This window comes from Rhodococcus sp. BP-160, from assembly GCF_019836205.1.
GTDB lineage: Bacteria > Actinomycetota > Actinomycetes > Mycobacteriales > Mycobacteriaceae > Rhodococcoides.
Window position 1 is genome coordinate 25379 of record NZ_JABUEK010000005.1, and the last position, 14102, is coordinate 39480.

Consider the following 14102-nt stretch of genomic DNA (forward strand, 5'->3'; position numbering starts at 1 on the left):
ATGGCGGCACGGATGAGCAGCTGGTGGTCGGTGGTCGGCGTACTGATCGGCCTCGAACTCCGGCAGCGACTGCGCACCACGCGGTGGCGCGTCACCCTGGCGGTGACCTTCACGGTGATCTCGCTGGCCGTGTTCGGATCGATGTATCTGGCACTGTCCGTCGACGAAGCCGATGCGAACTACGACGGCTGGGCGCGCAACCTGTACGCGGTCGTGCTGGGAGTCGAGCTGTTCCTCGGCGTGATCCTCGCCCCCACCCTCACGGCGACCTCGATCAACGGTGACCGCAAGGACGCGACGCTCGCCGTGGTGCAGGCGACGCCGATCAGCCACTGGCAGTTGGCCGTCGGCAAACTTCTCGGGTCGTGGGTGTCCTGCCTCGCACTCGTCGCCGTGGCGTCGCCGTACCTGGTGTGGGGCATCGTCGCCGCGCCCTACGGCATCGGCACCTCGGTGCTGGGCGTGATCGTTCTCTGCGTGATTTTTCTGTGCTACTGCGGGATCGGGCTGGGGTACTCGGCCCTGACCGCTCGGCCGGCAGGTTCGGCCGTCCTGACGCAGGCCACCGTGTTCTTCCTCGTGCTGGGCCTCCCGGCGCTGTTCGGCCTGCTCTACTCGACCACGGCGGAGGACCACGAGGTGGTGGGCGCCGAGTACACGTACGTGGACGATTCGTTCGACACCGTTCCGGACTGTCGCGACGTGGCCACGGTGCGCTCCTACGAGCACACCGAGCGTATCTGGTGGCTGTTGGCGCCCAACCCGTTTCTCATTCTCCCGGATGTGGTGGCCGCACATGACAATCCGAGCGTACGTGTCTGGACGTCGGACGAGCGGCCACCCGATCCCAGCGTGGCGCGCCCGATAGCCGAGACGCTCTCGACGGCGCGCACGGGCCCGTACCTGACGGAGCCGACCTGCGCGGACACCGTGTCGACCTACCGCGTGAGCGCCTCGAACCGCAGCTTCTACGACGAGCAGGTCGCGTTCGAATCCGGAAAGGTCGGCGACAGTTGGTACCTCGGGCTGGCCGTCAATGTCATCCTGGGAGCTCTCGGACTCACGGTCGCCGCGCGCCGACTCCGCGTTCCGGCCCGCACCTTGCCGAGGGGCGTGCGGATCGCCTGAGGCGCTCAGCTCAGCCGTCCACCCCCGTCGACGTGGAGGGTGGTTCCGGTGACGAAGGTGTTGGTCAGGGCGAGCAGCACCGCTGCCGACACGTCCTCCGGGCGGCCCACGCGCCGTGCGGGATTGGAGGCAGCCGTCGCGTCGAACATCTTCTGCTTCCCGTCTCCCATGCCGTCCCACGCACCCGAGTCGACGATGCCGGGCGACACGGCGTTGACCCGCAACGGTGCCAGTTCGACGGCCAACGCTTCCGCGAGGAATGCGACAGCACCGTTGGTCGTGGCCATGACGGCGAGGCCCGGCGCCGGCTTCCATGCGGCGACACCGGAGAAGAAGACAAACGAGCCGCCCTCACGCAGCACCGGCGCGAAGTGTTTGGCCAGCAGGATCGGGCCGATCACCTTGGCGGCGAAGGCGCCCTCGACGTCGGCGCGATCGAGACCCGTGATCGGGCCGTTGGCGTGGTTCGCCGCGAGCGACACGACGTGATCGAGAGGTCCGAGTGTCGTGACGGCGGCGGCGATGGAGGACTCGTCGTCGAGGTCGAGGTGCACTGCCGAGGCGCCCGAGCCGAGTTCGGCGACCGTGTCGGCGAGCGTTTCGGGTCGCCGTCCCCCGAGCACGACCTCGGCGCCGGCCGCGAGGGCGTCCTCGGCGATGCGACGCGCGATGCCCGACGAGCCGCCGACGAGCAGGATCCGGGTGTTCTGCAAGGTGCTCATGTCGTGTGTCCTTTCCGCAGCCCCGTCTCTCGCGGCCACGGAAGGTTCAGCGCACCGGGCCCGCAGCATCATCCCGTCGCGCCATCGATTGTCACGCGCCTTGCCATAAACAAAATCTATGACAGGAGGGAGGCGGCATAATCGACCAGCATGACGTTCGACGAGGTGGCCGACGAGTTGTACGGGCTGGACCCGTCCGATTTCGTCGCCGCGCGCACCGACCGGCAGAAGCAGGCGCGTTCCGACGGCGACAAGGACCTGGCCAAGCAGATCGGTGCGCTGCGCAAACCGACGATCGTCGGGTGGGTGCTGAACGTGACGGTGCGCGACGCGGAGGACGACGTCACAGACCTGCTCGACCTCGGCGAAGCACTTCGTGAGGCGCAGCAACATCTGCGGGAAGGCCGGAGGCCGGCCGGTCGACCGTCGGGTGCCACCCTCCGCACGTTGACGAAGCAGCGGCAACGCGCGGTGCGCGCGCTGGCGAGCCGGGCTGCGGAGATCGCGGAGGATCGCGGTCACCCGATCGGCGAGGACGTCGGGCGCGAGGTGACGCAGAGCCTGAATGCGGCGCTGTCCGATGCGGACATCGCCGACGAGGTGCGGCGCGGCCGGATGTTGGGGGCCGCCGAGTACAGCGGGTTCGGCCCGATGGGGCTGGTGTCCGTCGATCCCGAACCCGCGAAAGAACCGGAACCCGCACCCGACGACACGGCCGAACGGGAGATGGAAGAGCAGCGAGCCCGCGCACAGGCCGAACTCGACGACGCCGAGGCTGCGCTGCAGGGTGCGACCGAGGCGCTGGAGAAGGCCGACCATCGCATCGACGAGCTGCAGGAGTCGGTCGACGCCCTCACCGAGCAACTCGAAAAGGCACGCGAGGACCTGGAGGCGGCGCAGGACGCGCGTTCCGAGGCGGCGTCGGAGAAGGACGCGTCGACCTCGAGGGTCCGGAACGCGACGAAGCGCCTCGATCGACTGTGATCGAGGCGCTTCGGCGGTGACGGGTCAGGCGCAGTTGCCCGCTGTGGGGACGTCGCGGAACCGGGCGTCGAGCCAGTTGGTGCCGGCGCCGAGTCCGATGAAGTCGGGCAGGACGTGGCCGAGCGCGAGCCCCGGGAGGAAGAACGGCAACTGCTGCGTGTTCAGCTGGACGTTCGAGCCCTTCCCGCACCAGGTTGCGGCGAGATCGACGGCCTGGCCGTGCGGCACGATGTCGTCGCCCGTGCCGGTGTCGATGTAGACCGGCGTGGTGGGTGTGCGGTTACCGATCTTGTTCTCGGCGAGAACCGTCTGCGCCTCGGGAATCCGCTTCAGGTAGTTCGACAGCGACTCGCCGGTGGTGATCCACTCGTTGGTGCGGTGGAAGCCCACGGTGAGTGCACTTTCCACGACGCACTGATTCTCGAGTGCCGCCAGCGCAGCCTTGCCGGCCGGGTTGGTCGACGCGTCGATGATCGGGCCCAACTCGGGGTTGGACCGGCGCAGACCGTTCAGCGTGTAGCCGATGACACCGGTGAGGATGGTGCCGTCGACCTGGGCCAGCGTCGCGGCGAGATCGGCGACGGGTGCGCCGGCGTAGGTGCCCTTGATGTCGAGCTCCGGTGCGTACTCGGGAGCGAGTTCCACGGCTGCCGCGACGGCGCCGCCGCCCTGCGAGTAACCCCAGAGGCCGACCGGCGAATCGGAACCGACCTTGGTGTTGCCGAGCTGCTGCGCGGCGCGGGCCGCGTCGAGCACCGCGTGCGCTTCCGCGGCGCGGTTGACGTAGGTGTGCGCCCCCGGCGTGCCCAGACCGTCGTAGTCGGTGATGACGACGCCGTAGCCGCGGGCCAGCAACGCGTAGGTGGAGAGGAGCTCGTACTCGACCATGAGTCCGAGAACGGGTGTGTAGGTGAGGACGTTGTTGAGCTGGTGCGACGGCGCGCACTGATCACCCTGGCCGTGGGTGCCGGGGGCGATCACCACGAGCGGGCGCGGACCGGGGCCGGTCCACTCGGCCGACGGGTCGATGTACGTCCCGGTGACGGCCACCGGCGCGTCGTTGGCGTCCTGCGACCGGTACATCAGGCGCGTCGCGGTGCCGGGGATCGGTCCCTGCGGCAAGGGAAGCGACAGTGCGAGATTCGACGGCCCGGTACGGATGAGGTCACCGTCGTTCCCGGCGGGAAGCGGTGAGGGGGGCGTGTAGAAGCTCGACGCCGGGCCGGGGGGTTCGGCGGTCGCCGTGGGCACCACCGCGCCGAACAGACCGAGACACATCACCAGACCGACGCCGGCAGACCGCAGTTTCCGCACATTCATCCCATCGACAACGGGGCCCAGGCGGGCCCACTACCGCCCTGACCGTAAGTGATGGGGCCCACTTCCGAGAAGCCCGTGTGACCCCGACCGCGGACTTCGTGCTCGATCACTTTGCGAGCCCGAACGGACGGGGCCGGACCACAACAGGGTCGGGCGGAAACAGACCCTCTAGCCTGAAGCCATGAACGCGTCGGACAGTGTCGAAGGCTCGCAACCCCCGAAGCCGCCCCGCCCGTCGGTGCACGTGACGCCCATGCGGGAGCCGGTTCCCGACGAGCGCCCACGCGCCGTCGATGCCGCCGTGATCCTGTGGAGTCTGTGCCTCGTCGTCCTGGCGGCCACCGGCGCGCTGCTGGGACTCGACCACCAGGGACTACGGTCGCGCCTCGCCGACGTCCTCTCGGCCGACGCCCCCGGCACCTCGGCGGAGGACATCGACTCGACGGTCCTCATCACGCTCGTCGCCGGTGCTGCCGTCGGCGCCGTCGTTCTCCTGGTGGGACTGGCCGGCATCCTGCAGATCCGCGGCCGACGCCCCACCGGACGATCCACGCTGACCGTGGTCGGCATCGTCGCGGCCGCGGGATCGATCGCGTTCTGGATCGCGACCTCCGATGCGCTGGAGCAGCCCACGACGTATGCGCCGTTCGTCGTCGCGGCCCTCGCTCTGCTGGGCACCGCTCCGCTGTTCGTCCCCGCCGTCGGGCGATGGCTCGCAGCCGCTCCCGTCCGGCGCTGATCTCAGCGGCGGTCGAGCTCCGCGAGGATGCCCTCGGCGCTGCGCGCGGCGATGTCGCACGCCCGCGCCGTGAACCGGTCGAGCAGCGGATGGGACGCGCGGGAGCGCCAACTGCGGACCGCGTCGAAGGCCGTCTTGCGCTGCAGTTCCACCGAGTCGTCCGGATCGAGCCCCAACCGCGTCGTCGTCTCGGTGCCCTGCGCACCCACCAGTCGAGCGAGCTCCGCCTTCTCCGGCTCGGGCAGCCGCACCTCGCGTGCCCGTAGCTGACCGAGCAGACGCAGTTCCTTGAACCCGTGGACGTCGGCGAGGGTGGATCCCACCTCGTCGATGATGGCGCGCGATCCCGCGGCCGGTGAGGCGCGCAGCACGCGATCGAGAGCGACGAGGGCCGAGTGCGCCTTGAGCTGGTCGGCTCGCTCGCCGAACTGAACGTCGATGATGTGCCGTAGCTCCTCGAGTCCACTGCGCTCGACGAGTTCCCGTGCGAGCGAGGGCGAATCGCGCGTGCCCATGCGGATGAGCGTGACGGCCATCCGGATGCCGAAGAGCCCGAAACGGTCGACGAGTCCGGCGCGCGTCTCCGCATCGACGGGGAGTGGCATGTCCGGGCGGGAGAAGCGGTCGGCCGACAGCATCGCCAGTTGGAGGTCGTCGGGCGGAGCGTCGGCCAACGCGACGAGCGCGCCGAACTCGCTCTGCCGCAACGTCCGTGCCCCGAGGGCGAGCAGGCCGGCGACGGGCACGACGGCCTGGCACAGACCGGTCTTCTCGAGCTCCACCGCGAAGCGGGACGCCACTTCCTTGGCCGACATCATCGCGTCCATGCGACCGGCGCCCACCTCGTCGGCACGCGAGACGACGCCGACCACGCCGAGGGGGCCGGAGTCGCCACCGACCGCGTCGTTGATGCGGGTGAGGAACGACGTGTCGGACGCGCTCAGGGTGCGCAGGAGATAGACCACGGCGTCGGCGCCGGACGCGGAGTCCTCGGGCGTCAACATCGACAGTGTCCGCTCGGACACGTCCAGGGACAGCGACGACGTGCCGGGGGTGTCGATGATGGTGTTGCGGGCCAGGGTTCGCGCCGGCCACTCGACGTCGAGGCGGTCCACGCGGTCCGCGGTGAGATCGCCGAAGTCGAACGACAGTCGACCACCCCGACGCAGCACCGGGATGCTCATCGAGCGGTCCCCGTCGTACCGGGCCGTCACAGAGGGAGACGTCCCGCGGCGGTACCACGTGACCACGCGGGTGCACTCGGTCGCGTCGGTGGGGGCGATGTCCTGTCCGACGAGCGCGTTGAGGAGCGTCGACTTGCCGGCCTTGAGTGATCCGGCGAGCGCGACGCGCAGCGGCTCGTCGAGCCGGTCCGCGCAGACGCGCAACGCATCCCGGACGTCCGGCTCCCGCACGTACTCCGCCTGCGCCGCCGCGACGAGTTCCCGCGCACGGTCGAGCGTGACACTCACGAGCCGGTACCGATCTCCGTGCGGTCCGCACGAGCCGCCTCGACGGCCTTGTCGGCCTCGGCGGCCTCGACGGCCTCGGGGTCGAGCTTCTGCGCGATGCTGCGCAGTGCAGAGATCTTCTTCAGTGACTGCTCCAGTTCGGCTGTGCGCGCGGCACGCTCGGACGAGGCGCCGGTCGCCGCCTCCTGCGCGGCCCGCAGCGAGTCGCTCACCGAGCGCACCGTCTGATCGGCCATATCGGTGAAGTGGTCACGGAGCTGGCGCTGGACGAGCCGCAGGCGGTCCTTGGACTCCTTGCCCACCTGGAAGCTGACGTCGTCGGTGAACTTGCGGATGGCGACCTTCGCGTCGGCCCGCCGCTTGAGCACCCGCGCCTCCTTGTCGTCCTTGTAGGCCTTGCTGCCCAACAGGACTCCGGCGCCGAGCGAGATCGGATTGAGCAGGGCCAGTCCCATCATCGTCGTGATGAGTCCGAACATGAGCACGCCACCGTAGGAGCCGCGCATGCCCACGAGCACCTTCGAGGTGATGCCCATCCGGCCGGACTCGAGGTCCCCCAGTGAGGTCACCGGGTCCATGACGCCGTCGACGTTCGCGATGTTCATCGCCGGGATGTGCGCATCGGCCGTCTCGGCGAAGTGCCGAGCGACCGTCTCGGCGAGCCACAGGGACCGCTCGTGCGCCCAGACGAAGTTGTCCCCCACGGCGGAGGCGATCTGGTCCTCGAGCCACTCACCGATGCGCGGCCAGTCCTTGCCCGGGTCTCCCCCGTCGACCGCCTCCTCCGCCTCACGGGTGATGACGCGCAGCCGGTCTCGCAGGTCGTGGTCGATGTCGGCGGCCAGATCGGTGATGCCGTCGTTGAGTGTCTGCTGCCACCGACTGCTGCGCTTCTGCATGTCCTCGGCGTTGGCCCGCGCCTGTTGCAGACCGGCCACCGCCGCGGCGGCGGTCTCCGGATCGCGAAGCGCCGCGAGTTCACTGCCCAGGGCGAGGGCGAGATGCTCGGACACCGAGCGGACGTCGAGAGCGACGGCCTTGCGAGTGGTGGCGTCGGCACGCTGCACCACACCGCGGAGGAAGTCGTAGAGAGCCGGGAAGCCGGCCTCCTTGTCGAGCGAATCGTCCTTCAGCCGGAGCGCGTGCGAGCGGAGCATCGACGAGATCGGCATCAGCGGGACGTCGATGCCCTGCCGCGCGAGGTGCCCGCGATCGGCCTCGACGATGCGCCGCCAGTGCGGGTACAGGTCGGTCTTGGTCACCAGGCACGCGACCGCCGGGCACAGAGTCACCACCTGGCGCAGGAAGGCCACCTCGGGCTCGGTGAACTCCTGGCTCGAATCAGACAGCACCAGAACGGCATCCGCCGACGTGACCAGACCCAGGGTGCTGTTGGCGTGCGGGTTGCCGTGGCCGCCGACGCCGGGGGTGTCGATGACGACGAGCCCGTCCTTCAGCAGCGGGCTGGGCACGGAGATCTCGAGGCGCAGGATCTCGCGACCCTCCGCGCGCGGGTCGGTCGGTGTGACGGCATGGATGTCCGCCATGGGGATGTCGATGCGCACCGGGTCGGCGCCGATCTCGCCGACCACCAGCTCCGCCCGCTCGGTCTCCGCGTACGCGACCATCGTGGGCACCGCGGTGGTCTCGTCGTCGCCCACCGAACACACGTCGAGGCCCAGCAGCGAGTTCACGAACTGGCTCTTGCCCTGCTTGAGCGGTCCGACCACGACGATGCGCAGGCGCGGATCGAGCACCCGCTCACGCGCCGCCGTCAACCGGTCGAGAAGGTCGCGGCGACCGGCACCGGACGCCACCTCGCCCATCCGGGACAGGAGCTCGGCCAGTTGCGTCGCCTGCGTCGGCGCGGGGGTCTTCCCGGCGCCGGTCTGCACGGCGGGTGGTGCGTCGTTCTGCATGTGGTCCCGATCTGTCTGCGGTGGCAACGGGTCGAGCGCGTCTGTGAGCATTCACCATCTGCGGCGGTGTGACCCTCACGGTAAGCGCCGACGACCCCGTACGCATAAGCGCGTACGGGGTCGTCGGTGTTACAGAGCGCGGGTGATCAGTTGGCGTCTCCCGCGTCGGCCGCGTTGTCATCGGCCACAGCGCCGGTGTCGAGGCCGTCGTCCGCGGAGCTCAGTCCACCGCCGAGGGTGTTCGACAGGCCGTCGGTCAGGCCACCGGTGAGTCCGCCGCCGAGCCCGGAGACGGTGTCGGTGAGGCCGTCGCCGACTCCGTCGACCGCCGCCGCGGGGCCGTCGAAGGCACCCTCGGCGTCAACGTCCTGCCAGGAGGTGGCCTCGCCGGCGATGTCGCCGCCGAGTCCGCCGTCCGTGGTCACGGCGCCGAGCGCGTCGCCGGTGACGTCGGTGACCGCGCTCAGGCCCAGTCCGTCGGTCGCTCCGGTGACGCCGCCGAGCACGGCGTCGGTGGAGTTCTGGAACTGGCCCACCGCGTCGGCGGTGGCGTCGATGCCGCCGTCGAGTGCGCCGGTGAACTCGGACGTGTTGTCCAGTCCGCCGGTGACCTCGCCGTCGGGCGAGATCTCGAAGCCGCCGAAGACGCCGCCCGCGCCGGTCGCAGCGCCGGTCAGGCCGCCCTGAAGCTCCGAGCCGAGCTCGAGCCCGCCCTGCGTGACGCTGTTCAGGCCCAGCCTGAGGCCGCTGGCGAGGCCGCCGCCCAGGCTCGCCACCGCACCGGTGACCGCGTCGGGATCGGTGACCGCGCCGCCGACACCGGTGAGGGTGCCGTCCAGTCCGCCGGCGACCGCACCCACGGCGCCGAGGCCACCGGTCAGGGTGGTCAGTGCGCTGAGGCTGCCGTCGAGGCCGGTGTTCGCGTCGAGCAGTCCGCTGATCGGCAGACCCTCGGCGTCGAGCGCGCCGCCGGCGGAGACCGCCGTGTCGAGTGCGGCGTCGAGCATCGTGGTGAGGTCACCCGTGGCTCCGAGTGCCGTTCCCAGGGACGCCACCGGATCGCCGCCGCCGGCGATGTCGAGCAGAGCGCCGAAGGCTCCGCCGAGCTCCGCACCCGCCGTGCCGCCGACGCCGAATGCTGCGGTCAGCGTCGCGGGCAGGTCGTCCAGGGCGCCGGTGTCCACGCCGCCGACGAGGCCGAGCGCCCCGTTGAGCGCCGCGCCGAACTGGCCGACCGGGTCGGTCTCCAGGTCGAGGACACCGCCGACGTTCAGTGCGTCGCCGAGTGCGGCGGAGACGATGCCGCCGAGGTCACCCTCGAGCAGTCCGTTCGCATCCAGATCGGCGAGCACCGTGCCGCCGAGCACCGTGCCCAGTGCGGTTCCCAGTCCTGCTGCGGCTGCGCCGCCCAGTCCCAGTGCCGCGGCCAGGCTGCCCGTGAGGTCCGGCAGCTCCGTGTCGGGCAGGCCGACTCCCGCGACCAGGCCGAGGCCGGTCGAGACAGCGCCGCCGAGCAGGCCGGCGAGGTCTGCGTCCAGATCGAGATCCGGAGCCGCACCGAGCACCGTGCCGAGCGCGGCGTCGAGGTCCAGCCCACCGGCCAGCAGTGCACCGAGCTGGGCCTGCAGATCGGCGGTCAGGGAGCCCCCGAGAGCGGCACCGAGAGTGGCGCCGACCGTGGCGGCGACGTCGCCGCCGGCGGCCAGAGCACCGCCGAGTGCAGCGCCGACCGTGGCGGCGAGATCTCCGCCGACCAGGCCGTCGAGATCGAGCGCCCCGCCGAGTCCGAGCGCCGTGTTCAGGGCGCCGGCCAGGGTGGCCGCACCCTCACCGGTGATGCCGAGAGCGGCGGTGACGGCGGCACCCAGATCGGCACCCGCGGTCAGGTCGGTGACGCCGGCGAGGACGCCGCCGAGGGCGAGTCCGAGGTCGCCGCCCAGGTCGCCGCCGAGGCCGAGAGCCACGCCGAGGGCGGTGGACAGCTGCGCCGCCACATCGCCGCCGAGCAGTGCCTGCAGGTCACCGGTGAGCAGCCCGCCGGCGCCGAGGGCAGCGCCGAGCGAGCCGGCGAGCGCACCGACGATGTCGGTGTCCAGTGCGCCGGTCAGGCCGCCCAGCAGGTCGGCGTCGAGCAGACCGCCGACGGCTCCGAGCCCGTCCAGATTCGCGAGCCCGTCGAGATCGACCAGCCCGCCGAGTCCGAGTGCGCCGCCGAGGACCGTGCCGAGTGCGGCGTCCAGATCGACGCCGCCGCCCAGCAGACCCGCGAGCTGTGCGCCGAGGTCGCCCGACAGGGCGGTCCCGAGCACGCCGCCGAGGGCGGCGCCCACGTTCGCGGCCAGCGGGCCACCGGCCGACAGTGCTGCGCTGAGCGCGGCTCCGACGGTGGCGGCGACGTCCGCGTCGGCACCGAGGATCGCGGTGAGGTCGAGACCGCCCGCAGCTCCCAGCATCGCGTCGAGTGCGCCCGAGAGCGTGGCGGCGGCATCGCCGGTGACACCGAGTGCACCGGCGAGGACCAGTCCGAGATCGGCGCCGGCCGTGAGGTCGGTGGCCGCTCCGACGAGCCCGCCCAGTGCCAGGCCGAGGTCGCCACCCAGTGCGCCGCCGGCGCCCAGGGCGCCGGAGAGTGCGGCGCCCAGGACGGCGGTGAGGTCGCCGCCGAGCAGTGCGGTGAGGTCGACGTCGGTCAGGCCGCCGACGTTCAGTGCGGCGGCGAGCGTGGTGCCGAGCGTGCCGACCAGGCCGGCGGCCGCGTCGGCACCGATGCCGAAGACCCCGTCGAGGTCGAGAGCGCCGCCCAGGACGGCGGTCAGTGCGGTACCGAGATCGGCGCCGCCTGCCAGCAGTCCGGTGAGCTGGGCGCCGAGGTCGGCGCCGAGCACGGCAGCGAGGGTGGTGCCGAGTGTCGCGCCCAGTCCTGCGGCGACGTCGCCACCGGCGGCGAGTGCGCCCGTGAGCGCAGCCGTGATGTCGGCGCCTCCGACCACACCGAGTGCGGCGTCGAGCGCGCCGGCGAGCTGCGCGGTGAGTCCACCGGTCAGGTCGCCGTCGAGGCCGAGGGCCGCGGTGAGCGCCGCTGCGAGGTCGGCGCCGAGGACGCCGTCCAGGTCCAGACCCGCGGTGACCGTGCCGAGCACGTCGCCCAGGGCCAGGCCCACGTTCGCCGCCACGTCGCCGCCGGCCGCGAGAGCCGTCGCGAGTGCGGCGGAGAGCTGCGCGGCGAGGCCGCCGGTCAGCAGGCCCGCGAGATCGGCGTCGAGCAGACCGCCCGCACCGAGCACGGCTGCGAGCGAGGTGCCGAGCGTGGCGACGAGGTCGCCGCCGAGGCCGAGGGCACCGGACGGATCGAGGACACCGCCCAGCAGGGTGGTGAGGCCGGCACCGAGGTCCAGACCACCGGCGAGCAGGCCGACGAGCTCGGCGCCGAGGTCGCCGGACAGGACACCGCCGAGGGCCGCGCCGAGCGTGGCACCGAGGTTGGCTGCCACCGCGCCGCCGGCGGCGAGAGCGCCGGAGAGTGCGGTACCGAGGGTGGCCGCGAGGTCCAGGTCGCCGAGGACGCTGAGGTCGTTCAGCACGTTCAGGTCGCCCAGCACGCCGAGTCCGCCGAGCAGGTCGAGATCGCCGGCCAGGCCGAGGACACCGTCGAGAGCGGCACCGAGCTGAGCGGTGAGGCCCGCTGCGAGTCCACCGGTGAGTCCTGCGCCGACACCGAGTGCGCCGGTGAGGGCTGCGGCGAGGGTGGCACCGAGTCCGGCCACCGCGTCGACGTCGAGACCGCCCGCCACGTCCACGAGTCCGGCGAGCACGCCGCCGAGGGCGAGTCCGAGGTCGCCGCCCAGGTCGCCGCCGACCGCGAGAGCGCCGGCCAGCGCGGCAGCGAGCTGAGCACCGAGATCGGCACCGAGCAGTGCGGTCAGATCGCCACCGAGCAGGCCGCCCGCACCGAGGAGAGCCTCGAGGGAACCGCCGAGCGTGGCCAGGACACCGGCACCGAGGCCGAGTGCGCCGTCGACGTCGAGCAGGGCACCGAGATCGGCGAGAGCGCCGATGTCCAGGAGGCCGCCGAGGCCGAGAGCACCGTCGAGGATGGTGGCCAGTGCCGCACCGAGGTCCAGCTCACCGGCCAGCAGTCCGACCAGCTGAGCACCGAGGTCGGCCCCCAGGACGCCGCCGAGGGCGGCACCGAAGGCCGCGCCGAGCGTGCCGGCGACGGTACCGCCGGCGACCAGCACGCCGCTGAGGGCAGTGGAGAGAGTGGCGCCGAGCGTGGCCGCGATGTCGGCTCCGCCGGCCAGGGCGGCCGCGAGGTCCAGGCCACCGGCCAACTCCAGGACACCGTCGAGCGCGGCTCCGAGCTGCGCACCGATACCGCCGCCGAGGCCGAGCACACCGGCGAGGGTCGCGCCGAGGGTGCCGCCGACGCCGAGAAGAGCGTCGAGGTCGAGTGCGCCGGACAGGCCGGTGACGGCTCCGAGGAGCGCGCCGAGGGAGGCGCCGAACTCACCGGCGACGTCTCCGCCGGCAGCGAGGGCTGCGCCGAGAGCCGCGGAGAGCTCGGTGGTCAGCGTGCCTGCGAGCGCGGCGACGACGTTCGCGTCGAGGATGGTGGTCAGCGTCGCGCCGAGATCGCCGGCGACGTCGACGGCAGCGGCGAGTGCACCCGAGAGAGCAGCGGTGATGTCGGTGGTCACACCGAGCGCGCCACCGACGACGACACCGAGCGATCCGGCGACATCGAGTCCGGCGGTGAGGGCGGCGGCTAGATCGGCGCCGAGCGAGCCACCGGCGGTGACCGCTGCGCCGAGTACGCCACCGAGTGCGGCGCCGACATTCGCGCCGAGCACACCGCCCACCGAGAGTGCGTTGGAGAGAACGCCGGACAGACCGACTACGGCGTCGAGGTCGAGACCGGCGACGGTGCCGAGCACGGCGTCGAGGGCGGCCGTGAGCTGGGCTCCGGCACCCACGCCGAGGCCGAGCGCTGCGGTGAGCGCACCGGCCAGGGTGGCGCTGAGGTCGACCAGCGTGTCGAGGTCGAGGACGCCGCCGAGGGCGAGGAAGGCGTCGAACGCCGCGCCCAGTGCGGCACCGAACTCGGCGGCGAGGTCGCCACCGAGGGAGAGTCCGTTGGCCAGGACGAGGGCGAGGACCGTGGTGAACTGGCCCGCGATGTCGAGGTCGCCCAGGTCGATGAGGCTGAGGTCGAGTCCGCCGAGCAGGTCGATGTCGCCGATCCCGCCGAGGTCCAGCGAGGCCAGGTTCAGACCGCTGAGGTCGAGCGAGGCCAGGTTCAGGCCGCTCAGATCCAGGTCACCGAGGTTCAGGTTGCCGATGTTGCCGATGCTGCCGATCGCCAGGCCGCCACCGATGAGGGTCGGGCTGAAGGTGAAGCCACCCAGGTCGAAGCCCCCGAAGTTGTTGTTGCTGAAATTTCCGTTGTTGTTGTTGTTTCCGAAGTTCACCGCGTTGCTTCCGAACGTGGGGCCGCCGACGGCGACGTTGTTGCCGCCGAAGACGGTGCTGTTGTTCACGCTGCCCGCGTTCACGACGGTCGAGTTCACGACGGTGGAGGAGCTGCCCGCGTTCACGATCGAGGCGAGACGCGATCCGCCGGCGAACAGTCCGGACTCGGCGACCATGGGCGCCACGGCCACGATGTCGGCGTGGCACACGTCGGGCAGGCCGGCAGCGTCCAGCGAGGCCTGGGGGTTCGCGCAGTAGGCGGCGGCGGCCTTGTCGTCGCGAAGAAGGCTGAGGATGAAGTCGAGTACGGCGTTCGTGGCCATCGGGATCTCCTGGGTGTGTGTGAACC

8 protein-coding genes are annotated in these 14102 nt (G+C 71.6%); 3 read left to right on the plus strand and 5 right to left on the minus strand.

Features of this window, described 5'->3' with window-relative positions; all coding sequences use genetic code 11:
• Positions 1-1128: an ABC transporter permease gene (locus HQ306_RS18180; RefSeq protein ID WP_261770062.1), complete on the plus strand. Its 1128-nt coding sequence runs from the start codon at positions 1-3 to the stop codon at positions 1126-1128.
• A 5-nt stretch (positions 1129-1133) separates the two neighbouring features.
• Here the strand turns inward: HQ306_RS18180 and HQ306_RS18185 are convergent, their stop codons facing one another.
• Positions 1134-1850 carry an SDR family oxidoreductase gene (locus HQ306_RS18185; RefSeq protein WP_222633012.1) on the minus strand — a complete coding sequence of 239 codons (717 nt, stop codon included), beginning with the start codon at positions 1848-1850 and terminating at the stop codon, positions 1134-1136.
• Positions 1851-2000: 150 nt separating this feature from the next.
• Between HQ306_RS18185 and HQ306_RS18190 the strand changes: the two genes are divergently transcribed.
• Entirely contained in the window at positions 2001-2834 is an 834-nt protein-coding gene (locus HQ306_RS18190) for a hypothetical protein (RefSeq protein ID WP_222633013.1), read from the plus strand.
• A gap of 24 nt (positions 2835-2858) precedes the next feature.
• Here HQ306_RS18190 and HQ306_RS18195 read toward each other — a convergent pair whose 3' ends face one another.
• A complete protein-coding gene (locus HQ306_RS18195) occupies positions 2859-4154 on the minus strand; it encodes a lipase family protein (RefSeq protein ID WP_261770063.1) in 1296 nt (431 codons plus the stop codon).
• Positions 4155-4335: 181 nt separating this feature from the next.
• Here HQ306_RS18195 and HQ306_RS18200 point away from each other — a divergent pair, with 181 nt between their 5' ends.
• Positions 4336-4893: a hypothetical protein gene (locus tag HQ306_RS18200; protein ID WP_222633014.1), complete on the plus strand. Its 558-nt coding sequence runs from the start codon at positions 4336-4338 to the stop codon at positions 4891-4893.
• Between the two features lie 2 nt (positions 4894-4895).
• On the opposite strand, the gene HQ306_RS18205 is transcribed toward HQ306_RS18200, so the two are convergent.
• The 3 genes from HQ306_RS18205 to HQ306_RS18215 all read right to left on the minus strand — a co-directional run bounded on the left by HQ306_RS18205 (position 4896) and on the right by HQ306_RS18215 (position 14076).
• The gene (locus tag HQ306_RS18205) at positions 4896-6365 is read right to left on the minus strand and encodes a dynamin family protein (RefSeq protein WP_027506933.1); all 1470 of its coding nucleotides are present in this window, start codon (positions 6363-6365) and stop codon (positions 4896-4898) included.
• The gene (locus tag HQ306_RS18210; protein ID WP_261770091.1) at positions 6362-8191 is read right to left on the minus strand and encodes a dynamin family protein; all 1830 of its coding nucleotides are present in this window, start codon (positions 8189-8191) and stop codon (positions 6362-6364) included. Before HQ306_RS18210 ends, HQ306_RS18205 begins: the two co-directional genes overlap by 4 nt.
• A 239-nt stretch (positions 8192-8430) precedes the next feature.
• Complete coding sequence (locus HQ306_RS18215; protein ID WP_222633015.1) at positions 8431-14076, minus strand: IniB N-terminal domain-containing protein; 5646 nt, start codon at positions 14074-14076, stop codon at positions 8431-8433.
• Between the last annotated feature and the right edge of the window lie 26 nt (positions 14077-14102).